Consider the following 21,753-nt stretch of genomic DNA (forward strand, 5'->3'; position numbering starts at 1 on the left):
GGCGCGCTTCGGCCGGCGGGGGCGGGCCTACGCGTGATCGTCCCGCAGGTCCCCGCTCCGGCAGGTCCGCGGGGTGTGGCCCGGCAGGCCCGCCGCCCGACGCCGAGAGCGTGGGGCGGCGGGGTCACCGATCGGATCAGGTGGTTGCGGTTCCCGGCCCGGCCAATGGGCCGTCAGGCTCGGCGCAGGACGAACAGTTCCGCGTCGTGGTCCGCGGTCCACCGCACCGGCAGGCCGACGGCGGTGAGGTGGCTGCCGGAGTAGGTGTTGTCGCCGTGCCGCCAGGTGTCGTCGGTAGCCAGGCCGCGCAGCGGCAGCCGGACCGGCCGGGACGGCAGCAGGCCATGGCCGTCGAGCCGGCCGGTGTGCCAGGCGAGGACGACGACGCTTTCGCCGTCCGGCGCGGTGTACTGCACGGCGCAGCGCGGCTGGTCGGGCCCGCCGATCAGGTGCACCTCGCCGTGCGTGATCACCTCGCGGATCTGCTTGTACCGGCCGATCCAGCTGGCCGCCTCGGCCCGCTGTCGGGGCGTCCAGTGCCGGATGTCCGCACCGATGCCGAGCACGCCGGCCATCGCGAGCACGAACCGGAACGCCAGCGAGCGGGGCCGCTGGTCGAACAGCCCGACCGCGTCGGTCACCCACGAAGAGAGCAGGTGCGGGGCGTTGGCGTGCAGGAAGCCGTGCTGGATGGCGAGCCGGTCCAGCGGTCCGGTGTTGTCACTCGGCCAGAAGACGTCCGCGTGGGCGGCCATGGCGAGGTCGGTACGGGCGCCGCCAGCGGCGCACGCCTCGATCGTCACGTGCGGGTGGTCCCGCCGCAGGGCGGCGTAGATCCGGTGCACGTTGGCGACGTGGGCGCCGTCGAGGTCCAGCCGGGTGGCCGCGCCGGGCCGGCCGGACTCGGTGCGCGGCCGGTTGAAGTCCCACTTCAGATACCCGATGTCGTGCCGGCGGAGCAGGCCGTCCAGCGTGGAGTGGACGAACTCGGCGGCCTCGGGGCGGCCGAGGTCGAGCAGGTACTGGTTGCGGATCGGGGTGATCGGCCGGTCGTCGATCGCGTAGACCCAGTCGGGATGCTCGGCGTACAGGCGCGACGCCGGGCTGATCGACTCCGGTTCGACCCAGAGCCCGAAGGTGAGGCCGAGGGCGCGGATCTGGGCGATGAAGGCGTCGAAACCGGCCGGGAACTTGACCGGGTCCGGGGTCCAGTCGCCCAGCCCGCCACGGTCGTCGTGCCGCCCGATGAACCAGCCGTCGTCGACGACGAAGGTCTCCACGCCGAGCTCCGCCGCGATCCGGGCCAGCGCCAGCTGGTTGTCGGCGTCGACGGCGAACTCGGTCGCCTCCCACGAGTTGTAGAGCACCGGCCGGGCCCGGTCGAGCCGGTCGCCGGCGAGCTGCCGCTGGTAGCGGTGCCAGGCCTGGGCCAGTCCGGCCAGCCCGGCGTCGCTGTGGGCGCCGGCGACCACCGGCAGGGTGATCCCGCCGCCCGCGGGCAGGTCCAGCCCACCGTCGACCAGACGGCGGCCGACCCGGACCCGGGTCAGCCCGCCGGTGTCCGGCTCCGCGACGATCTGCCACGAGCCGGTCCAGGCCAGCGCCACACCCCAGGTGGGACCGTCGGGTTCGGCCCGGTCCTGGACCGCGAGCCACGGTACGAAGCTGTGCCCCGGCACCCCCTGTGAGCTGCCGATGGAGAACTGCCCGTGGCCGAGGTCGAGGTGCGCGAGCTGGAACTCCTGCGCCCACTGGCCCCACTGGTAGCTCACCCGGGCACCGTGCGGCGTCGGCACGCAGAACCCGGCAGAGCCGGCCCGGGCCAGGCGCAGCGGAGCCTCGCCGGTGTTGGTGAGCTCCACCCACCGCTCCACCACGTCGGTGCCGGCCGGGATCCGGTAGCAGTGTGCCGCGCGCAACCCGGTCACCGGGTCGGCGAAGGTCACCCGAAGCTGACCGCCGTCGGTCTCCGCCTGCTGGTAGCGCCAGGAGACCCGCCGGTCGCCGGTCGCCGTCTCGACGACCAGGTCGGCGCCCGTGAACGGGCGGACCGCGTCGGTCGCGTACTCCACCGGCGCGAAGTCCCCGGCGGTGAGGAAGGGTGTCGGGCCGGTGTAGCTGGCCGGCGACGGTCCGTGCGCCACGCCCGGCGGACCCCAGCTGACCAGTTCCAGCCACCGGCCGTGCCCGGGTACGACGACGGTGTACTCGGTGGCCACGCCACGCAGCGTCCACGGGCCGGCGAGCGGGGCCGTGTCCTCACCCGCGTCGGTCGCGTTCCGCACCGCAGCGCGTTCGTAGATGTTGCCGGTGGCCGGGTCGCTCACTTGACTGCTCCGAGCGCCAGGCCGGAGACGAAGTGCCGCTGGAAGCGCAGGAACACCAGCAGCGTCGGTACCGCCGCGATGACCGTGCCGGCGGCGATGACGTTCCACGACGAGACGAACTGGCCCTGCAACCCGAGCAGGGCGGGGGTCACCGGCATCTTGTCGTCGGTGCGCAGCACGGTGATCGCCCAGAGCAGGTCGTTGAAGATCCAGGTGAAGGAGAGCGCGCCCAGCGCGGCGAGCGCCGGACGGGTCAACGGGAGGATCACCCGGGCGAAGATCTGCCCCGGTCCGGCCCCGTCGATCGTGGCGGCCTCCTGCATTTCGCCCGGCAGGTCCCGCATGAAGCCATGCAGCACGAACGTGTAGAAGCCCAGCCCGAAGCCCACCTGCACCGCGATCAGCGCGGCCAGGGTGTCGTACAGGCCGGTCAGTTCGCTGAACTTGCTGACCGGGATCAGCAGGATCTGCGGCGGCAGCAGGTTCCCGGCGAGCATGAGCAGCAGGATCACCCGTCGGCCGGGGATCCGGTAGCGGCTGAGCGCGAACGCCGCCAGCGCCGCCAGTACCAGGCTGAGGGCGACAGCGGGCACGGTGACCAGCAGGCTGTTGATCAGGGCGCGCAGCTCACCGCCGTCGGTCCAGGCCTGCCGGTAGGTGTCCAGGGTGAACGAGTGTGGCAGGCTGCCCACCCCGTGCGCCGCGATGTCGTCGAAGGTCCTCGTCGACATGGCGACGACCCAGAGGATCGGGCCGAGCCACAGCAGGGCCAGCAGGCTCATGCCGGTGTGGAAAGCGCCGGTGCGCAGTGCGCGGATCATGCGTCCTCCCGGAACGCGCGGACGAGGTAACCGAGGATGACCGCGAGCGCGAGTATGAAGATCACCACTGCGATGGCGGAGCCGTAGCCCAGCCGCAGGCTCTGGAAGGCGGCCGAGTACATGTAGGTGCTCAGCAGCTCGGACGAGTGGTAGGGCCCGCCGTGGGTCAACGCCCACACGATGTCGAACGAACGCAGCGAGTCGATCACGATGACCGAGAGCACCACCGCGTTGACGCCGCGCAGCTGAGGGATGGTCACGTGCCGGAGCCGCTGCCGGGCGTTGGCGCCGTCCATCCGGGCCGCCTCGTGCAGCGCGGGGTCGATCGCCTTCAGCCCGGCCAGGTAGAGCACCATGACGTAGCCGATCTGCCGCCACAGGGCGGGCAGGATCACCGCGTAGAGCGCGGTCTGCGGGTCGGCGAGCCAGGGCCGGATCAGCTGCTCCAGGCCGACCGCGCGCAGCAACTGGTCGGCCAGCCCGTCGGGCTGGTAGAAGACCCGCCAGACCAGCGCCGTCACCACCAGGCTGAAGACCACCGGGGTGAACAGCGCGGCGCGGTAGAAGCCGACCCCGCGCCGCTCGCGTTGCAGCAGCAGCGCCATCCCGAACCCGCCGAGGACCGACAGCCCGCCGAAGAGCACCAGCCAGATGACGGTGTTGACCAGCGCACCCCGGAAGACCGCGTCGCCGGCCAGCTCCGTGTAGTTGCCGAAACCGATGAACGTGGGCGGTTCGAGGCCGTCCCACCGGGTGAGCGAGAAGTAGAAGCCCTGCAGGGCGGGCCAGAACACCCAGATGCTCTCGACCGCGAAGGGCACGAGGACGAACGCCACCAGCAGCGGCGACGGCCGGTTGGCCCGGCGCCGCCGCTGCTTGGGCGTTGGTCCCGCCGCCGAGGTGCGGAAGGTGGCTGGTGCGAGCGTCGACATCAGCCCTTGAAGACCTTCTCGGCGCCGGCCTGCCACTCGCGCAGGATCGCGTCGATCTGGTCGGGCTTGTCGATGAACTTCGTGAGCGCGGTGTCCGCGGTCGGCTGCAACGCGTCGCTGGAGTCGCGGTTGAAGAACTGGGTGAGTTCCTTGGCGTTGTCCAGCATCGCCTTGCCCTTGACGACCAGCGGGCTGTCGGCGGCCTTCGCCTTCGGGTGCGCGGGCAGGACGATGCCGGAGCTGCTCTGGATGTACGTCTCCTGCGCCTGCACCGAGGCCAGGTAGGTCAGCAGCGCCTTGGTGCCGGCCGGGTTCGCCGTCTTCGCGCTGGCGAAGAAGCCGTCGGTGGGCGCCTCCTCGGCGACCGGCACCGCCGGGTCGATGATCGGGAACTGGAAGAAGTCGAGGTCGCCGAGGGCGTCCTTCGGGGCGGCGTCGGCGAAGAAGGTGCCGATGAGGAACATCCCGGTCTTGTTCGCCAGCAGCGCCGTGGTCGCCTCCTGGAACGGGTAGGCCTTGCCCTTCGGGTCGAAGTAGGGCAGCACCTCGCGCCACCGCGCGAAGACCGCCTTGACCTTCGGGTCGTCGAAGCGCTGCTTGCCGGCGAGGAGTTCCCGGTGGAACGGGGCGCCGTTGATCCGGATGTTCAGGTAGTCGAACCAGGCCGAGGCGACCCAGGGGGTGTCGCCCAGGCCGATGCCGATCGGCGCGACGCCCTTGCTCTTCAGCGTCTGGCAGAGCGTGATGAACTCGGCCCAGGTCTTCGGCTCCTGCACGCCCCACTTGGCGAAGTTGGACTTGCGGTAGAAGAAGCCCCACCAGTAGTTGGTCATCGGCACGAAGATCTGCTTGCCGGTCGGGTCGGTGGAGATGTTCCGCAGCGACTGGGGGTAGTCGCCCAGCCCCTGCCAGACGTCGGAGACGTCGAGCAGGAGATTCTTGCTGGCGTAGTTGTTGGCGACCGAGCCGGCGTACCAGGTGTAGAGGTCCGGCGGGTTCGCGGAGGTCAGATAGGTCGGCAGCTGCGTGCGGTAGGTCTCGGAGGCGATGGTGTTCACCGTCGCCCTGCCGCTGCCCTGCTTGTTGAAGTTCTCGATGATCTTCTCCATCGCCGCCTTCGCCTGCGGCGAGGAGAGGTTCGACTGGAGGCTGATCGCGCCGGACGCCTTGTCCGCCGGGCCACTGGCGGAGCTGGCGCACGCGCTCAGCAACGAGCTGGCGCCGAGCGCGCCGACGCCGGCGAGGCCGAGGTGCCCAAGGAATCGGCGGCGACTGGGGTCGAAGTCGCTCACGGGGGTGGTCCCTTCCTCAGTGACACGATGCGTGACAACGCGGTTGTGTCAGTCATGTGAACGGTGTGGCCAGAAGGTTGCATCCGCCGCCCGCAGCTGTCAAGATGTATTACTAATTAATGATTAGATCTTCGAGGTTTCGGCGGACGGATGATCCACCACATGCGACGACTAGCGGGCAGGACCGCGCTGGTCACCGGGGCGCTCGGCGGGATAGGCGCGGCCACCGCCCGGCGGCTCGCGGCGGAGGGTGCGGCCGTCGGCCTGATGGACGTACGCGATCCCGCGCCGCTCGCCGAGGAGCTCGCCGCCGCGGGCGGTCGGGCGGTTCCCGTCGTCGCCGATGTTTCCGACGAGGCCGACTGGACCGCCGCCGTGGCAACGGTGCGACGCGCGTTCGGGCCGGTCGACATCCTGGTCAGCAACGCCTACGCCGTGGAGGCGGCCCCCGCCCACGAGACCAGCCGACGGTCCTGGGATCACCAGCTCGCGGTCAACCTCACCGGCGCCTTTCTCGGGGTGCGGGCCTGCCTGGACGATCTCCGCGCCGGTCGCGGCGCGGTGGTGGTGGTCTCCTCGGTGCATGCGCTGGTGGGCCTGCCCGGGCGGCCGGCCTACGCCGCCGCCAAGGGCGGTCTGGTCGCGCTCGGCCGGCAACTCGCCGTCGAGTACGGGCCGGACGTCCGGGTGAACACCGTGCTGCCGGGGCCGATTCTCACCCCGGCCTGGGAGGAGGTGTCCGAAGCGGACCGACAGCGGAGCGTCGCGGCGACGGTCGCCAGGCGGTTCGGCACGCCGGACGAGGTGGCGGCCGCCGTGGCCTTCCTCGCCTCGCCGGACGCCGGCTACATCACCGGCGCGAGCCTGGTGGTGGACGGCGGCTGGACCGCGGTGAAAGCCTCGGCCTGACCGATCGATACAGACGAGCGATAGGTGCGAAGAGCATTGACAACGTACGCACGCCGCGGCCTGCACGGGCAGACCGTCGAGGTCATCGCGCGCCGAATCCTCGCCGGAGAGATCGCCCCCGGCGCGACGCTGGACATCACCGCACTCCAGGCGGAGCTCGACGTCAGCCTCACCGCGCTGCGGGAGGCGCTCAAGGTGCTCGCCGCCAAGGGCATCGTGGACGCCCGGCAGAAGCGCGGCACGTTCGTCCGCCCCCGCGCGGACTGGAACCTGCTCGACGGTGACGTGATCCGTTGGCAGTTCGCCGAGGGCGCCGATCCGCGGCTGCTCGACAAGCTGCACGAGGTCCGCAGCATCATCGAACCGGCTGCCGTCCGGCTGGCGGCCGGCCGGGCCACCGACGACGACCTGGCCGCGCTGGACGGCGCGCTGGACGAGATGGCCGCCGCGAAGGGCCGTCCGGCCGCCGCGGTCGCCGCCGACCTGAGCTTCCACCGCGCGCTGCTCGCCGCCACGCACAACGAGTTGCTGGAGCGCATGGAGGTGGTCATGGAGACCGGCCTCGCCGAACGCGACCGCCTGGTGCACGGCGGCGAACCGCACGACGACCCGGTGCCGAGCCACCGGGCCGTGGTGGACGCGATCCGGGCGCGGGACGCCACCGCGGCCGAGACCGCCATGCGGGGACTGCTGGAGAAGGCGGTGCGCGACGTCGAGAAGGTACGCGGGCAGAAGGGCAACCGGTGAAGATCGACCGAATCGAGACCTTCCTCGTCGCACCACGGTGGCTGTTCTGCCGGGTGGAGACCGACGAGGGGCTGGTCGGCTGGGGCGAGCCCGTGGTGGAGGGGCGCGCCGAGGTGGTCCGCAGCGCCGTCGAGGTGCTGGCGGAGTACCTGATCGGCGAGGACCCCCTCCGGATCGAGCAGCACTGGCAGATCCTCACCAAGGGCGGCTTCTACCGCGGCGGGCCCGTGCTGTCCAGCGCCGTCGCCGGTCTCGACCAGGCTCTCTGGGACATCGCCGGGCAGGCGTACGGCGCCCCGGTGCACGCCCTGCTCGGCGGTCCGGTCCGCGACCGGGTCCGGGTCTACTCCTGGATCGGCGGTGACGAGCCCGGCGAGGTCGCCGAGGCGGCCGCCGCGCAGGCCGCCGCCGGACTCACCGCGATCAAGATGAACGCCTGCGGTCGGCTCTCCGCGATTCCCACCCCCGCCGAGGTGGACGCCGTCGTCAGCCGCGTCGCCGCCGCCCGCGAGGTGCTCGGCGACAACCGCGACATCGCGCTGGACTTTCACGGCCGGGCCAGCGCCGCCGCCGTGCGTCGCATCCTGCCCGAGATTGCCGCCCTGCGACCGCTCTTCGTGGAAGAGCCGGTCCTCGCCGAACAGGCCCACCACCTGCACGACATCGTCACCGCCTCCCCGGTCCCGGTGGCCACCGGCGAGCGGCTGTACGGTCGCGCCGAATTCCTCGGACCGTTGCAGGCCGGCGTAGCGGTGGTCCAACCGGACCTCTCCCACGCCGGCGGCATCTCCGAGGTCCGCCGGATCGCCGCCCTCGCCGAAACGTACGGTGCCGTGCTCGCCCCGCACTGTCCGCTCGGGCCGATCGCGCTCGCCGCCAGCCTCCAGGTGGCCCTCGCGACACCGAACTTCCTCATCCAGGAGCAGAGCATCGGCATCCACTACCACGCCGGCTCTGAACTCCTCGACTACGTGGTCGACCCGGCGCCGTTCCAGTTCGTCGACGGGCACATCAACCGGTTCGAGGCGCCCGGCCTGGGCATCACGGTCGACGAGGCGGCGGTCCGCGCCGCCGCGCGGACCGGGCACGCCTGGCGCAACCCGGTCTGGCGCCACGACGACGGCTCCTTCGCCGAATGGTGAGCGCCGACGACCGGCTGCCGGAGACCCCCGCGACGGAGATCCCGGTGCCGCTGCGCGTCGGCTCGGACCACCGCCATGGTGGCCGGTGGACGACCCTGCGCGGTGGCGGCCGGGAGTGGCTCTGGCGGCGGCCGGACACCGGCCGGGACGGGGTGCTGGCCGGTGATCCGTTCGTCGACGCGGGCGGCCTGGAGGAGTGCCTGCCGACGGTGCGCGGCCGACCCGACCACGGCGACGTCTGGTCCCGGCCCTGGCGCACCACCGGCCCGGGGGCCGCGACCATCGAGCGCCCGGACTTCACCTTGACCCGGCGGCTCACCGACCGGTCCGGCGTGGTGGTCGCCGACTACCGCCTCCAGGCCGATCCCGGTTACCGCTTCATCTGGGCGGCCCACGCCCTGCTCGACGTTTCCCCCACCGCCCGGCTGGAGGCGCCTGCCGGCACCCCGACCCGGCTCTACCCGGAAGCCGCCGCGCTGCTGCCCGCCGGCCCGTGGCCGGCCGGCCACCCGTGGCTGTCCGGGACGTGGCCCACGCCGGCCGGACTGCCGCTGGACCAGCTCGGCCCCGACGACGGCACCGCGGTCGGCGCGGTGCTGCTCGGCTGCCCGACCGTGCGGGTGAACGACGGCGCCGACCTGCTCACCCTGCACCTCGACTGTGACGGCCAACCCCGTTCCACCGCGCTCTGGCGCAACCTGCGCGGCTGGCCCACCGACGGTCCCTACCGCAGCATCGGCGTCGAACCCCTGCTCGGCGGCACCTTCGACCTCGCCGAAGCCGGACCCGACGACGCCGCCGAAGTCCCACCGAGCGGCGAGGTCACCTGGCGGTTGACCCTCTCCGCACACCGATCATCCGGAGGCCGTCCCCGATGAACCTGCTCGACTCCCTGCGGACCCACCGGCTGCTGGCGATCGTCCGTGGCCCGGACCCGGCGGCGGCACTGGCCTCGGTGCTGACCCTGGCCGACGCCGGCATCGCCCTGATCGAGGTGTCGCTGACCGGCGCCGGCGCGCTGGACACGATCCGCCGGGCCCGCGCCGCGCTCGGCGCCGACGCCCGACTGGGCGCCGGCACGGTGCTCAGTGCCGAGGATGCCCAGCGGGCCGCCGACGCCGGCGCCACCTTCCTGGTCACCCCGGCGCTCGCACCGAGCATCGCCGAGGCGGGCCGGCTGGGGCTGCCGGTGCTCGCCGGCGCGCTGACCCCCAGCGAGGTGGTACAGGCCGACGCGAGCGGGGCCGCCGCGGTCAAGCTGTTCCCCGCCGCCTCGCTCGGCGGGCCCGCCTACCTGGGTGCGTTGCGGGACCCGTTCCCGCGGACCGCGTTCGTGCCGGTCGGCGGCGTCGACGCGGACAGCGCGCGGGCGTACCTCGACCGGGGCGCGACCGCGGTCGGGGTCGGCTCACCGCTGCTCGGCGACGCCGTGCGCGGCGGAGACCTGGGTGCGTTGCGGGACCGGGCCGCCGCCTTCCGCGCCGGGGTGGCGCCGTCGTGACCGACGTGCTCACCCTCGGTGAGACCATGGCGGCCTTCCGGGCCTCGGCTCCACTGCGGCTGGGCGGCCCGGTCCAGCTCTCCGTGGCCGGCGCCGAGTCGACCGTGGCGATCGGCCTGGCGCGACTCGGGCACCGCGCCCGCTGGATCGGTGTCACCGGGGCGGACGAACCGGGCGAGCTGATCCGGCGCACACTGCGCGCCGAGGGCGTCGACCTGACCCTGGCCCGGGTCGACCCGGACGCCCCGACCGGACTGATCCTCTTCGAGTCCCGGGTGGGCGACATCAGCCGGGTCACCTACCACCGGACCGGATCGGCCGGTTCCCGGCTGGCCGCGTCGGACCTGACCGCCGCCTTCACCGGTGCCGGGGCGCCACCCCGCGTCCTGCACGTCACCGGCATCACCTGCGCGCTGGGTTCCGGGCCGTACGAGGCCGTCAGGACGGCGGTGACCCGGGCCCGGGCCGCCGGGACCCTGGTCTGTCTGGACGTGAACCACCGGCGGCGGCTGTGGTCGTCGACCGAGGCCGCCGCGGCGCTGCGCCCGCTGCTGCCGTCGATCGACCTCGTGGTCGCCTCCGACGACGAGTTGGGCGTCCTCACCGACGCGGCCGATCCGGTCCGCGCCCTGCGCGACGCCGGCGTACGGGAGGTGGTGGTCAAGCACGGCGCGGGTGGCGCCACCAGTCACAGCGACCTCGGCAGCGTGCACCGGCCGGCCCGGCAGGTGCCGGTCGTCGACACCGTCGGTGCGGGCGACGCCTTCGTGGCCGGTCTGCTCTCCGGTCTGCTCGACGGCGCCGAGGTCGACGCCCGGCTCGACCGGGCGGTCACCACCGGCGCCTTCGCGGTCGCCACCCAGGGCGACTGGGAGGGCCTGCCCACCCGGGCCGAGCTGGCGCTGCTCGACCACGCGCCCGGCGGCGCCGTCCGCTGACGACCGAGAGGAGACCTGGTGTTTTCCGAACCGACCCCCTGGAGCAGTGACCGCCTCGAGCTGGGGGAGGGCGCTCGCTGGGTGGCTGGCAGGCTCGTGCTCGTCGACCTCCTCGGCGGACGGCTCCTGGAGACCACCGGCGACACCCCCGCGCCGCTGCGCGAAGTGTGCAAGGTGGACGGCCCGCTGGGTGCGGTGGCCGCCATCGCCGGGCGGCCCGGCAACTGGCTGGCCGTGGTCGGCACCGGGGTGGCGGTGCTGGAGGGCGCCGGCGGCTCACGACTCGTCGCGGACCTCGAGGGAAAGAACCCGGCCCGGGCCCGGATGAACGACGCGGTGGCCGATCCGCATGGCCGGTTCTGGGCGGGAAGCATGGCGTACGACGCCACCCCGGGCGCGGGGGCCCTCTACCGCCTGCCGGTCGACGGCCCGCCCGAGGCGGCGGTGACCGGGCTGACCATCACCAACGGGCCCGCCTTCGACGCGACCGGCGCCGTCATGTACCTGGCGGACACCCCGCTCGGTCAGGTGGACCGGTTCACGGTGGACCCGGCCACCGGCGCCCTGTCCGCCCGGGAACCGTTCCTGCGCCTGTCGCCCGGGGAGGGCGTCCCGGACGGGATGACCGTCGACGCCGCGGGGCATCTCTGGGTGGCGCTCTGGGGCGGCCACGCGGTCCGCCGCTACCGACCCGACGGGCGCCTGGACCGCGAGATCCGCCTTGCCGCGGCCCAGCCCACCAGCGTCTGCCTCGGCGGCCCCGACCTGCGCCGGCTCTTCGTCACCACCGCCGCCCTGGGGTTGGCGCCCCGCGGCCCCGTCGACGGTGCGCTACTCGCCGTCGACGTGGAGGTCGCCGGCCTGCCCGCCGCATCGGCTGCTCCTCCATCGGGTCCGTCAGCAACGGTAGCGGTGCCGTAGCGGCGGCAGCGGAACAGCAGTCACCGACTTCGTCTCGTCGTTGCGGTTAATTCGGCCAAATTGGCCATCCGAGGTACCCGCCCGCGATGAGCTCGACGCCCAGAAGGCTCGGCCACCCGCCTTCCCGAGCACCTCGCGGGCGCAACACCAGGTTAGGCCACCACCCCCGTGGTACGACTGACGTGCTGACGCCGCAAAGCCGACAGGACGGGCGTATCGTGACCGCAGGCAACACGGGCGACCTACTGCGGGACCACGCCGAACCGCAGCGCGCGACCTACGTCGAACTCTTCTTCGACGTGATCCTCGTGTTCGCGCTGACCCGCCTCTCGCACACCCTGTTCCACAACCTCACCTGGCTCGGTGCCCTGCACACGGTGATCCTGCTCGCCGCGTTCTGGTGGGTGTGGGTCTTCACCGCCTGGACCACGAACCGTCTCAACCCCGCCCGACCCGCGATCCAGCTCGTGATCATCCCCATCATGCTCGGTACCTTGATCATGGCGGGTGCGGTGCCCACGGCGTTCGGAGAGAACGGCATGATCTTCGCCGCCACCTACGTCGTCATCCAGGTCGGCCGCGCCCTCTTCGTCACGGTCGCGCTGCACGGTCGGGAGGTGGCGATCGGCACCCTGCAGCAGCTCATCTGGTTCTGTCTGTCCGGAGTGCTGTGGATCGTGGGCGCACTTACCGAGGACATCACCCGGGTGGTGATCTGGCTCGCCGCGGCGGCCCTCGGCTACACCATGAGCCGGCTGGACTTCCGGCTACCCAAACTCGGCCCAGCCCGGATCGCCACCCAGACGGTCAACGCGGAGCACCTCGCCGAACGCTACCAGCAGATCATGATCGTCGCGTTCGGCGAGACGGTCCTGGCCTCGGGCGGGCAGTTCGCCGCGTTCGGCTTCGGACGAGACCGGGTGACCGCGTTCGTACTGGCGTTCGCCATCACCACACTGCTGTGGCGGATCTACTTCTACCGGGCGGGCCTAGTGCTCCCGGCCGTGATCGCCACCAGCACCGCCCCCGCCGTCTTCAGCCGGTCCGCCTCCTACGCCCACCTGCTCATGGCCGGCGGCATCGTGCTCAGCTCGGTCGGCGACGAAATCATCATCACCCACCCGTTCGCCGAACCCAACCTGGTCTGGTCCGCCGTCATCCTCTGCGGACCGGCCATCTACCTGGCCGGCCGCGCCCGGCTCGACTACCTGTCCTTCAGCCGCATCGCCTATTCCCGAGTGACCGGGCTGCTGCTCCTAGTCGCGCTAGCGCCCGTGGTCGCCTTCCTGCCACCGATCCTGATCGCCGTCGTAGCCATCGTCATCCTCACCGCGATCGCCACCTCGGACACCATTTCCTGGCGATTCCGCCCCAGCAAGCCAACCCCGCCACCACCACCCCACGGGCGGTATCTACGCCCATAGCCTCCCGCCGCCCGGTCGCCGTCGATCCCGCCGACATATCGCTTGCGTCCTCGACGGCATCGAAAGCGAGCGCGAGCCGGGCACCACCGGCGCGATCGCCCCCACCCCTCGTCGCGGGAGTTGCGGAAGCGGAACAAGCTGCTCGAGCAGGAGAACGAGATCCTGCGCCGGCGGCGGCGTTCTTCACCCGGGAGATCGCCCCAAAATGACCTACCCGCTGGGCTGCCACCTGGCCGCGGACGGCATCCCCGTCGCGGTGACCTGCCGGGTCCTGGGCTTCACCCCGCAGGCCTTTCACGCTTGGGGCAAAGATCCGGTGTCGCAGCGGGACTGGGACGGCGCGCATCTGATCAACGCCCTGGGCATCCACCACGACGATCCGGCGTTCGGCTCGGATAGCGGTAGCCAGTTCCGGTCCCGCAAGTTCGTGAGGTGCGCACCACCACCTCGGCACGGGCGTGGTCTGGAGGCACGGCGGCAGGGTTGCCGCTCGATGTCATAATCTCGGGCATGCCCGTTGGTCGTACCGCTGGTCGGCCGAGCCTGAGGCAGGTGGCCGCACTGTCCGGGGTGTCGGTCAAGACGGCTTCCCGCGCGCTCAGCGACGAGCCGCGAGTCGCCGCGGAAACCCGGCTGCGGGTGCGGAACGCCGCCGACCAGCTCGGCTACCGACTGAACGGGGTGGCCCGGGAGCTGCGTCGGGGCGCCAACACCTCGACACTGGTCGGCCTGCTCATCGGTGACCTGGCCAACCCGTTCTACTCCCGCCTGGCCAGTGGCCTCGAACGCGAACTGCGCATGCACGGTCTGCAATTGGTCATCGCGAGTACCGACGAGGACTCGGACTGGGAACGCCGACTCGCCGACGCCCTGCTGGAGCGGCGGGTCCGGGCGTTGGTGATCGCCTCCAGTGCCACCGAGCACGGCTATCTCGAGGCCGAACACCGCCACGGCATCCCCTTCGTGTTCGTGGACCGACCCCCGGTCGACCTCGCTGCGGATGCGGTCCTGTTGGACAACCACGGTGGTGCCCGGCAGGCCGGCGCGCACCTGATCGCGGCCGGGCACCGGCGGATCGGGGTGGTGGGGGACCTGCCTGGGTTGAGCACCCACCGGGACCGGTTGGCGGGATTCGCCGAGGTGATGGAGGCCGCCGGGCTTGCGGACTGGGCCGGGTACCTCGTGGAGAGCGCGCACGACGTGGACGCCGCCGAGCGGGCGGTGCACCAGCTGCTGAGCCGCATCCCCGCGCCGACCGCCCTGTTCACCATGAACAACCGGATCACCAGCGGAGCTCTGCGGGCGCTGCGCGGTCACCCGGCATCACCGGCCCTGGTCGGCTTCGACGACCTGGACCTCGGTGAGGTGCTGGGTGTGAGTGTCATCGTGCACGACCCGGAGGAGATGGGACGCCAGGCGGCGCAGCTGCTGCTGGCCCGGATCGACGGCGACCGTGGACCGGCCCGGCGGGTGGTGCTGCCGACCCGGCTGCTCGCCCGTGGCTCGGGTGAGCGCCCCCCTGCGGGTTGACCGGACGCGGGCTGAGCCCGTCGGCTTCTCATTGACACCTGCCTCTTGAAAGGTCTACACAGGAATTCGACAGCGTTCAATGACAACGTTGTCACTGAGGCTGCCACCCGTGCACCCCAAGGAGGTACCGGACATGTTCCGACCAGGCCCGTCCCGTCTGCTCGGCCTGCTGGCCGCCACCGCCGTCGCCGGCACATCCCTGCTCGCCGTCGCCTCACCCGCCCAAGCCGCGCCGCTCAACCTCACCCAGTACGTCAACCCGTTCATCGGCACCGACGACAGCAGCGCCCCCAACCCCGTCCCAGGTGGCGCCGGTGGCAGCACCGTTCCCGGCCCGGTGCAGCCCTTCGGGATGGTGCAGCTCAGCCCGGACACGCCCACCGCCTCGCCGTCCGGTTACCGGTACAGCGACGCCCAGATCGAGGAGTTCAGCCTCACCCACTTCAACGGTGCCGGCTGCGCGAACAACGAGGACCTCGGCATCCTGCCGATGACCGGCGCCATCGGCACCTCACCCGGCACCGCCTGGACGTCCTACCGCGCCACCCAGAACAAGAGCCAGGAACAGGCCGGCCCCGGCTTCTACCAGGCGGTGCTCAGCAACTACGGCAACACCCGCGTGGAGGCCTCGGCCACCACCCGCACCGCCGCCCTGCGCCTGACCTACCCGTCGACCAACACGGCGCGGGTCCTGATCAACACCAGTCGCAGCGCCACCGGCAGCCGGAGCGGCTCGATCACGATCAGCGGCTCCACCGTGACCGGTAGCGTCACCGGAGGTGGCTTCTGCGGCAACTCCAAGACCTACCAGATCTTCTACCGGATGGAGTTCGACCGCGCCCCGACCGGCGTCGGCACCTGGCTGGGCGGCACCGTCAGCGCCGGCTCCACCACCACCAGCGGCACGAACGCCGGCGGATACCTGACCTTCGACACGTCCACCAACCCGGTCGTGCAGGTCAGGGTCGGCATCTCGTTCGTCAGCCAGGCCGGCGCCCAGGCCAACCTCGCCGCCGAGCAGTCAAACTTCGACTTCGACGCGGTGCGCTCCCGCGCCGACGCCGAGTGGAACGCGATCCTCAACCGGGTGCAGGTCACCGGCGGATCCGCCGCCGACCTGCAGAAGTTCTACACCGCGCTCTACCGCGTCTTCATCAACCCCAACGTGTCCAACGACGTCAACGGGCAGTACCGCGGCTTCGACAACGCCATCCACACCGCCGGCCACACCGTCTACCAGAACTACTCCGGCTGGGACATCTACCGCTCCTGGGCGGCGCTGATCGCGTTCATCGCGCCGGCCGAGGCGACCGACATCGCCAAGTCCATGGTGCTCGACGGCCAACAGGGTGGCCTGCTGCCCAAGTGGTCGCACAACACCAACGAAGCCTTCGTCATGACCGGCGACCCCGGGCCGATCATCGTGGACACTCTCTACCAGTTCGGCGCCCGCGGTTTCGACACCGCCGCCGCCCTGGCGCTGATGAAGAAGAGCTCCAACGGCGGCACCATGCAGGGCAGCCCCATCCGCGGCCGGCAGAGCGGCTACGTCCAGCGCCAGTACATCGACGGCGACCCCTCCGACTCGCTGGAGTACTCGGCGAGCGACTTCGCCGTCGCCCAGTTCGCCCGGGCCCTCGGCGACACCGCCACGTACGACACCCACATGGCGCGCGCCCAATGGTGGCGCAACGTCTTCAACACCGAGTCGGGCTACATCCACCCGCGCAACGCCGACGGCACCTGGCCGTGGCCGCTCGACCCCGCCAGCCAGTCCAACTACGTCGAGGGCAACGCCTCGCAGTACACCTGGATGGTGCCCTACAACTTCACCGGCCTGATCAACCTGCTGGGCGGGCGGCAGACCGCGCTCCAACGGCTGGACCACCACTTCACCCAGACCAACGGTGGCCAGTCGCAGCCGTACTTCTACATCGGCAACGAGCCGGAGCACGGGGTGCCGTGGGCGTACCACTTCGCGGCCGCGCCGGCCGGCACCAGCGCCGCGGTCCGGCGGGTGATGAACGAGTCGTTCACCACCGGGGCCGGCGGCCTGCCCGGCAACGACGACCTCGGCGCCACCTCCGCGTGGTTTGTCTGGTCCGCGCTCGGGATGTATCCGCCGACACCGGGCGCGGACACCCTGGCCCTGCACGGCCCGCTGTTCCCGTCGATCCTGGTCGACCGGCCGGCCGGTGACCTCCAGATCAACGCCGCCAGCGCCGGGCAGGGCAACCAGTACGTCCAGAACCTGTCGGTCAACGGCACATCGACCCAGCGCGCCTGGTTGCGGTACGGCGACCTCGCCGGCGGGGCGACGCTGTCGTACACGATGGGCGGCTCGCCGTCGTCGTGGGGCACCAACCCCGCCGATGTGCCGCCGTCGTTCACCGACGGGTTCACCCCGTCGCCCGCCGCTCCCGACCTGGGCCCCAACCTGGCCGCCGGCAAACCGGCGACGGGCTCGACCCCGTGCGCCGCGACCGAAGGCCCGGAGAAGGCGTTCGACGGCCGGCTCGGCAGCACCAGCAAGTGGTGTTCCCTCGCTGCCGGCACGAAAATCCTCCAGGTCGACCTCGGGACGAACCAGACCGTCGGGTCCTTCGTCGTCAAGCACGCCGGACTCGGTGCCGAGAACACCGGCTGGAACACCGGCGGCTTCACCATCCAGACCAGCACCGACGGCAGCACCTGGACGACCCGGGCGACGGTGTCCGGCAACCGGTCCAGCCGCACGTACCACCCGATGTCCGCGGCGACGGCCCGCTACGTCCGCCTGAACGTCAGCACCCCGACCAACAACGGGAACACCGCGGCCCGGATCGACGAGTTCGAGGTGTACGGCGGCAGCGGCCCGACCAACCTGGCGCTCAACCGGCCGGCCACCGCCGACTCGCAGTGCGCCAGCACGGAGGGGCCGGAGAAGGCCGTCAACGGCAGCACCACCGGCGGCACCTCCGACAAGTGGTGCTCGGGTGGTGCGACCAAGTTCCTCCGCATCGACCTGGGCGGCACCCACCCCATCCAGACGGTCACCGTTTACCACGCCGGCGCCGGTGGCGAGGACCGCGCCTGGAACACCCGGGACTTCGACGTGCAGGTGTCCGCGGACGGCTCCACCTGGACGAGTGCCGCGCAGGTCCGGGGCAACACCGCTGACGTCACCAACACGCCGGTCACGGCCACCGGTAGGTACCTGCGGCTGAACATTCTCACCCCGACGCAGACCACCGATGCGGCGGCCCGCCTCTACGAGGTGGAGGTCTACGGCACCTGAGGTGTGCCACTCGCCGCCCGGCCAGGGCGGTGGGCCGCCGGCCGTGGGCGGGGGGACGCCCACGCGGTCCGGGTGCGTCACCATGAGCGACGCCGGTTCAGCGCCGGGGACCGGCGTCGCGCCATCCTGCTCGCCGAGGCCGGTCCCCGACTATGGCGGGCCGGTCGCGCCCGGCGTGCCGGCCGGCGCGCGGAGCTGGAGCGGATCATCGCCCACCCACACCCGGAGGTACGCCCCGACGCGGTGCGCCGGCTGGCCGTCCTGGTAAGGCCTCCGACCGGGCGCCCGGTCTGACGCCGATCCCAGCGAAGAGGCTGATGCCCCGGCGGCGTGAGGTAGCCACCCCCTGGCGATGTCCGTTATGCGCAAATCCCCAGCGCCTGCGAGGTTGCCGCCGCTAGCATCGTTTTAGTCGGTTTTGCGCTGGCCGAGACTGCCCCCGTCGGACGGAACTGGAACCACTCAGCGTTATGGCATCGACAATCATCGATCTAGATACGGGGACCGCAAGTGCACGTGCAGACTTCGGGGAATCGACGAGCCGCCGGGCCTCGTCGGGCGGACGCACCCGGTAGGGAACACTCCGGTCGGCACTACCGTCTCGGCGAGGACGTCCGGCGATCGGGGAGACCGCCGGAGATCTGGGCCGGGCAGCGGGCACGGACCGCGGCATGAGCGCGCCGGCTCCGCCAGCATTCGAGGCGCTCGAAACCGAGATCCGGAACCTCTCGGGCGGCAATGTCCTACACGCCGGGCCCGGTGGACCGACCCTCGCGCCCTTCCGGCACCTGCGCGCCACCCGGCCATCCACCTTCGTATCGACCCTGCGCCGGCGCGACCGGGTGGCCGTCGCCGGGTTGACCGCCGGTTGGGCGACCTCCTTCGTGGCCTTCTGGTTGTGGTGGTGGCAACCCGAGCACCGCGTCGGCTGGGCGGGACTGGCCCTGAACAGTCTGCTTCTGCTGTATCTGACCGGGCTGCCCGCCTACTACCTCCTCGCCGTCTCGCGATTGCGGCAGGTCAATCCCGCGCTCCGGGTGCCGCGGCTGCGGGTGGCCTTTGTGGTGACCCGCGCACCGGCAGAACCCTGGTCGCTCGCCCACCGCACCCTCACCGCGATGCTGGCCCAGCAGTTTCCCTACCCGTACGACGTCTGGCTCTGCGACGAGGAGCCGTCCGAGCAGGCCCTGCGATGGTGCGCCGCGAACGGGGTCCGGGTGGCCAGTCGAAGTGGCGTGGCCGCCTACCACCGGGCGACCTGGCCTCGCCGTACCCGCTGCAAAGAAGGCAACCTCGCCTACTTCTACGACCACTGGGGTTACTGGGACTACGACACCGTCGCCCAGCTCGACTGCGACCACGTGCCCCAACCAACCTATCTTGCCGCGATCACGCGACCGTTCGCCGATCCCGCCATCGGCTACGTCGCCGCACCGAGCGTCTGTGACGCCAACAGCGCGAACTCGTGGTCGGCGCGGGGACGGCTGCACCGCGAGGCGACCTATCACGGCCCGGTTCAGCTAGGCCTCAACCGCGGCCTCGCTCCCTTGTGCATCGGCTCGCACTACGCCGTACGGACGAAGGCGCTGCGCGACATCGGCGGTCTCGGCCCCGAACTGGCCGAGGACTTCTCCACGACGTTCCTGCTCACCTCCGCCGGCTGGCACGGCGCCTTCGCCATCGACGCCGAGGCGCACGGCGACGGCCCGCTCACCGTCGCCGATATGCTGATCCAGGAGTTCCAGTGGTCGCGCAGCCTCACCATGCTGCTCTACGACCTCGCGCCGGATCACCTGCGGCGGATGGGCGCCGCCTTGCGGCTGCGCTTCGCGTTTCAGCTGTACTACTACCCGCTACTGGCGATCGTGACCGTCGTCGGCCTCGCCCTGCCGCCGTTCGCGGTGGTCACCGGGCTGCCGTGGGTCAACGTCAACTATTTGGAATTCCTGGCCCGCCTGCTTGTGGTATCGCTGTGGCTGCCCCTACTGACCTTGCTGCTACGCCGGCGCGGGCTGTTACGCCCCCGATCCGTGCCCGTCGTGAGCTGGGAAGGTGTCCTGTTCGCCCTGACCCGCTGGCCGTACGTCGTCTGGGGCGTCCTAGCCGCGACGCGGCTGAACGTGCGGCCCAGGCAGGTCTCGTTCAAGGTCACCCCCAAGGCACGCACCGGCCTGGAGCCACTCCCCGCCCGACTCGTCCTGCCCTATGCGGTGATCACCGTGGCGCTGTCCGCGGCCGCCCTGCTCGGCGAGCGGTCGACACACACTCCGGGGTACGTCTTCCTCTGCATTCTCGGCGCACTCTGCTACGCGGTGGCCGGCCTCGCGGTACCCGCCCTGCATGTGGTGGAGGCAGCCCGGGCCGCCCGGCTGCGCGTACGGTCAGCCGTCCCGACCGCCGCCGGACCCCTGCTCGTCGGCGTCGTGGCGCTCCTCCCGCTCGCGGCGGCCATCGCCAACTATGCCGGCCCCGCGGTGCCGCTCTTTACCCGATAACGCCCCGATGCGCGGACGCACCGGAAGGAGATCCTCATGTCTGGTCCGAAGACTGTCCTGGTGACCGGCGGCGCCGGCTTCATCGGCAGCCACACCTGCGTCGAGTTGCTCGAGCATGGCTACGAGGTGTGCATTGTCGACAACTACTCCAACAGCTCACCAGCGGCACCGGCCCGGGTCGAGAAGGTGGCGGGCCGCCCCCTGCTGAGGGTCTACGAGGCCGACGTACGTGATCACCAGGCGCTCTCGGCGATCTTTGCGGAGAACACCATCGATGCGGTCATCCACTTCGCCGGGAGGAAGGCTGTCGGCGAATCGGTGTGGATCCCCGTCGACTACTACGACACGAACGTCGGTGGCACGACGAGCCTGCTGCGAAGCATGCGGGAAAACGGCGTACACCGCCTGGTCTTCTCCTCATCGTGTTCCATCTACGGGGAGGCGGCGCGGATCCCGATCGACGAGCAGGCCCCGCCACGGCCGACGAATCCGTACGCCAGATCGAAATGGATGTGCGAACAGATCATCGCCGACGCCTGCCGGCAGCACCCGGAGCTGGCGGCCTATTCGCTGCGATACTTCAACCCGGTTGGCGCACATCCCAGCGGGTTGCTCGGCGAGGACCCCCGCGGCATCCCGCAGAACGTCATGCCCTATCTGATGCAGGTCGCAATCGGCAGGCTCGAACGGCTGAGCATCTTCGGCCGCGACTACGCCACCGCGGACGGTACGGCGGTGCGCGACTACATACATGTCATGGACGTCGCCCAGGCGCACCGCATCGCACTGGAGCGTCTCGACGAGGTGACGGGACTGGACATCCTCAATCTCGGCACTGGCGTGGGGACGTCAGTCCTGGAGCTCGTACGGGCGGTCAGCGCGACCTGTGGAAAGTCCCTACCGTACGACATCGTCGAACGGCGGCAAGGTGATGTAGCCAGACTAGTTGCCGACCCTGGCGCGGCGGCCCGGAAGTGGGGCTGGCGCACGACCCGGAACCTCGCCGCGATGTGCCGGGACGCGTGGCGGTTCCAGCTGCTGAATCCCGCCGGATTCGACGACGACCTGACGGGGCGGCCCGCCATCCCAACGGCGCGATCGCTCGATACGCCGGACCCGATGACAAGGACTCGGGCGAACTAGCGCGGTCACCATGAACGTTCACCGGGTTTGATGGATCACGCGGTTCTCGGTCATGGGCGGCCCAGCGTTGTTGGCGTTCGCCGCGGATGCGGGCGCGTTCGCGGCAGCGAATCTCTGCCGGCAACGGGGCGAAAGGCTACCGCTACTACGACTGGGCGTTCATCACCCTGCCGCAGGCCACCGACGAGCACGCAGCACTGGCTGCTGATCCGCCGCAACCGCACCACCGGTGAGCCGCCGCAACAGCCGTCACCACCAGCAGCCCGGACGGCCTGATCGCGATCACTGTCAACGAACTACGCCGGCTCTTCCACGCCCTGATCATCGACCCGGCACGGCGGGCCGCCGACGTCA

Annotated in this window: 18 protein-coding genes and 1 pseudogene; 15 read left to right on the forward strand and 4 right to left on the reverse strand. The window is 71.3% G+C overall.

Going from position 1 to position 21,753, the window contains the following annotated elements; all coding sequences use genetic code 11:
• Window positions 1-173 precede the first annotated feature (173 nt).
• From DKT69_RS09730 to DKT69_RS09745, 4 genes are read right to left on the reverse strand one after another with little or no spacing between them, the layout of a single operon-like run.
• Window positions 174-2,327, reverse strand: coding sequence for an alpha-galactosidase (locus DKT69_RS09730; protein WP_236647476.1), 2,154 nt, complete (start codon window positions 2,325-2,327; stop codon window positions 174-176).
• Window positions 2,324-3,148 carry a carbohydrate ABC transporter permease gene (locus DKT69_RS09735; RefSeq protein ID WP_236647486.1) on the reverse strand — a complete coding sequence of 275 codons (825 nt, stop codon included), beginning with the start codon at window positions 3,146-3,148 and terminating at the stop codon, window positions 2,324-2,326. The genes DKT69_RS09730 and DKT69_RS09735 overlap by 4 nt, the downstream gene beginning before the upstream one ends.
• A complete protein-coding gene (locus tag DKT69_RS09740; protein WP_109801257.1) occupies window positions 3,145-4,080 on the reverse strand; it encodes a carbohydrate ABC transporter permease in 936 nt (311 codons plus the stop codon). The genes DKT69_RS09735 and DKT69_RS09740 overlap by 4 nt, the downstream gene beginning before the upstream one ends.
• Window positions 4,080-5,372, reverse strand: coding sequence for an ABC transporter substrate-binding protein (locus DKT69_RS09745; RefSeq protein ID WP_109801258.1), 1,293 nt, complete (start codon window positions 5,370-5,372; stop codon window positions 4,080-4,082). The genes DKT69_RS09740 and DKT69_RS09745 overlap by 1 nt, the downstream gene beginning before the upstream one ends.
• Before the next feature lie 162 nt (window positions 5,373-5,534).
• Here DKT69_RS09745 and DKT69_RS09750 point away from each other — a divergent pair, with 162 nt between their 5' ends.
• The 15 genes and pseudogenes from DKT69_RS09750 (at window position 5,535) to DKT69_RS39635 (ending at window position 21,632) form a co-directional block, all read left to right on the forward strand.
• Window positions 5,535-6,281: an SDR family NAD(P)-dependent oxidoreductase gene (locus DKT69_RS09750; protein ID WP_109801278.1), complete on the forward strand. Its 747-nt coding sequence runs from the start codon at window positions 5,535-5,537 to the stop codon at window positions 6,279-6,281.
• Between the two features lie 36 nt (window positions 6,282-6,317).
• On the forward strand, window positions 6,318-7,028 hold the full coding sequence (locus DKT69_RS09755) for a FadR/GntR family transcriptional regulator (RefSeq protein WP_109801259.1): 711 nt from the start codon (window positions 6,318-6,320) through the stop codon (window positions 7,026-7,028).
• A complete protein-coding gene (gene dgoD / locus DKT69_RS09760; RefSeq protein ID WP_109801260.1) occupies window positions 7,025-8,170 on the forward strand; it encodes a galactonate dehydratase in 1,146 nt (381 codons plus the stop codon). Before DKT69_RS09755 ends, dgoD begins: the two co-directional genes overlap by 4 nt.
• Complete coding sequence (locus tag DKT69_RS09765; protein ID WP_109801261.1) at window positions 8,164-9,048, forward strand: hypothetical protein; 885 nt, start codon at window positions 8,164-8,166, stop codon at window positions 9,046-9,048. The genes dgoD and DKT69_RS09765 overlap by 7 nt, the downstream gene beginning before the upstream one ends.
• Window positions 9,045-9,671: a bifunctional 4-hydroxy-2-oxoglutarate aldolase/2-dehydro-3-deoxy-phosphogluconate aldolase gene (locus tag DKT69_RS09770; protein ID WP_109801262.1), complete on the forward strand. Its 627-nt coding sequence runs from the start codon at window positions 9,045-9,047 to the stop codon at window positions 9,669-9,671. Before DKT69_RS09765 ends, DKT69_RS09770 begins: the two co-directional genes overlap by 4 nt.
• Entirely contained in the window at window positions 9,668-10,609 is a 942-nt protein-coding gene (locus DKT69_RS09775; RefSeq protein ID WP_109801263.1) for a sugar kinase, read from the forward strand. Before DKT69_RS09770 ends, DKT69_RS09775 begins: the two co-directional genes overlap by 4 nt.
• Before the next feature lie 18 nt (window positions 10,610-10,627).
• The gene (locus DKT69_RS09780; protein ID WP_236647488.1) at window positions 10,628-11,530 is read left to right on the forward strand and encodes an SMP-30/gluconolactonase/LRE family protein; all 903 of its coding nucleotides are present in this window, start codon (window positions 10,628-10,630) and stop codon (window positions 11,528-11,530) included.
• Window positions 11,531-11,748: 218 nt separating this feature from the next.
• A complete protein-coding gene (locus tag DKT69_RS09785) occupies window positions 11,749-12,954 on the forward strand; it encodes a low temperature requirement protein A (protein WP_161557791.1) in 1,206 nt (401 codons plus the stop codon).
• A gap of 114 nt (window positions 12,955-13,068) precedes the next feature.
• Window positions 13,069-13,345: pseudogene (locus DKT69_RS39630) on the forward strand (IS3 family transposase); the annotation flags it as partial.
• Window positions 13,346-13,506: 161 nt separating this feature from the next.
• On the forward strand, window positions 13,507-14,484 hold the full coding sequence (locus tag DKT69_RS09790) for a LacI family DNA-binding transcriptional regulator (protein WP_236647489.1): 978 nt from the start codon (window positions 13,507-13,509) through the stop codon (window positions 14,482-14,484).
• A gap of 133 nt (window positions 14,485-14,617) precedes the next feature.
• Entirely contained in the window at window positions 14,618-17,761 is a 3,144-nt protein-coding gene (locus DKT69_RS09795; RefSeq protein WP_109801279.1) for a GH92 family glycosyl hydrolase, read from the forward strand.
• 72 nt (window positions 17,762-17,833) lie between these two features.
• Window positions 17,834-18,055 carry a hypothetical protein gene (locus tag DKT69_RS09800; protein WP_146231020.1) on the forward strand — a complete coding sequence of 74 codons (222 nt, stop codon included), beginning with the start codon at window positions 17,834-17,836 and terminating at the stop codon, window positions 18,053-18,055.
• A 377-nt stretch (window positions 18,056-18,432) separates the two neighbouring features.
• Window positions 18,433-20,256, forward strand: coding sequence for a glycosyltransferase family 2 protein (locus DKT69_RS09805; protein WP_109801268.1), 1,824 nt, complete (start codon window positions 18,433-18,435; stop codon window positions 20,254-20,256).
• A 36-nt stretch (window positions 20,257-20,292) separates the two neighbouring features.
• A complete protein-coding gene (gene galE / locus DKT69_RS09810) occupies window positions 20,293-21,399 on the forward strand; it encodes a UDP-glucose 4-epimerase GalE (RefSeq protein WP_109801269.1) in 1,107 nt (368 codons plus the stop codon).
• A gap of 86 nt (window positions 21,400-21,485) precedes the next feature.
• Window positions 21,486-21,632, forward strand: coding sequence for a hypothetical protein (locus DKT69_RS39635; RefSeq protein ID WP_236647491.1), 147 nt, complete (start codon window positions 21,486-21,488; stop codon window positions 21,630-21,632).
• Window positions 21,633-21,753 lie beyond the last annotated feature (121 nt).

Origin of the sequence: Micromonospora sicca (genome assembly GCF_003172935.1) — a bacterium.
Lineage (GTDB): Bacteria > Actinomycetota > Actinomycetes > Mycobacteriales > Micromonosporaceae > Micromonospora > Micromonospora sicca.

Coding starts and splice junctions, on each gene's coding strand:
- DKT69_RS09740 (WP_109801257.1), bottom strand. CDS start 4,080: ATGTCGACGCTCGCACCAGCCACCTTCCGCACCTCGGCGGCGGGACCA.
- DKT69_RS09770 (WP_109801262.1), top strand. CDS start 9,045: ATGAACCTGCTCGACTCCCTGCGGACCCACCGGCTGCTGGCGATCGTC.
- DKT69_RS09795 (WP_109801279.1), top strand. CDS start 14,618: ATGTTCCGACCAGGCCCGTCCCGTCTGCTCGGCCTGCTGGCCGCCACC.
- DKT69_RS09735 (WP_236647486.1), bottom strand. CDS start 3,148: ATGATCCGCGCACTGCGCACCGGCGCTTTCCACACCGGCATGAGCCTG.
- galE (WP_109801269.1), top strand. CDS start 20,293: ATGTCTGGTCCGAAGACTGTCCTGGTGACCGGCGGCGCCGGCTTCATC.
- DKT69_RS09750 (WP_109801278.1), top strand. CDS start 5,535: ATGCGACGACTAGCGGGCAGGACCGCGCTGGTCACCGGGGCGCTCGGC.
- DKT69_RS09805 (WP_109801268.1), top strand. CDS start 18,433: ATGAGCGCGCCGGCTCCGCCAGCATTCGAGGCGCTCGAAACCGAGATC.
- DKT69_RS09765 (WP_109801261.1), top strand. CDS start 8,164: ATGGTGAGCGCCGACGACCGGCTGCCGGAGACCCCCGCGACGGAGATC.
- DKT69_RS39635 (WP_236647491.1), top strand. CDS start 21,486: ATGCGGGCGCGTTCGCGGCAGCGAATCTCTGCCGGCAACGGGGCGAAA.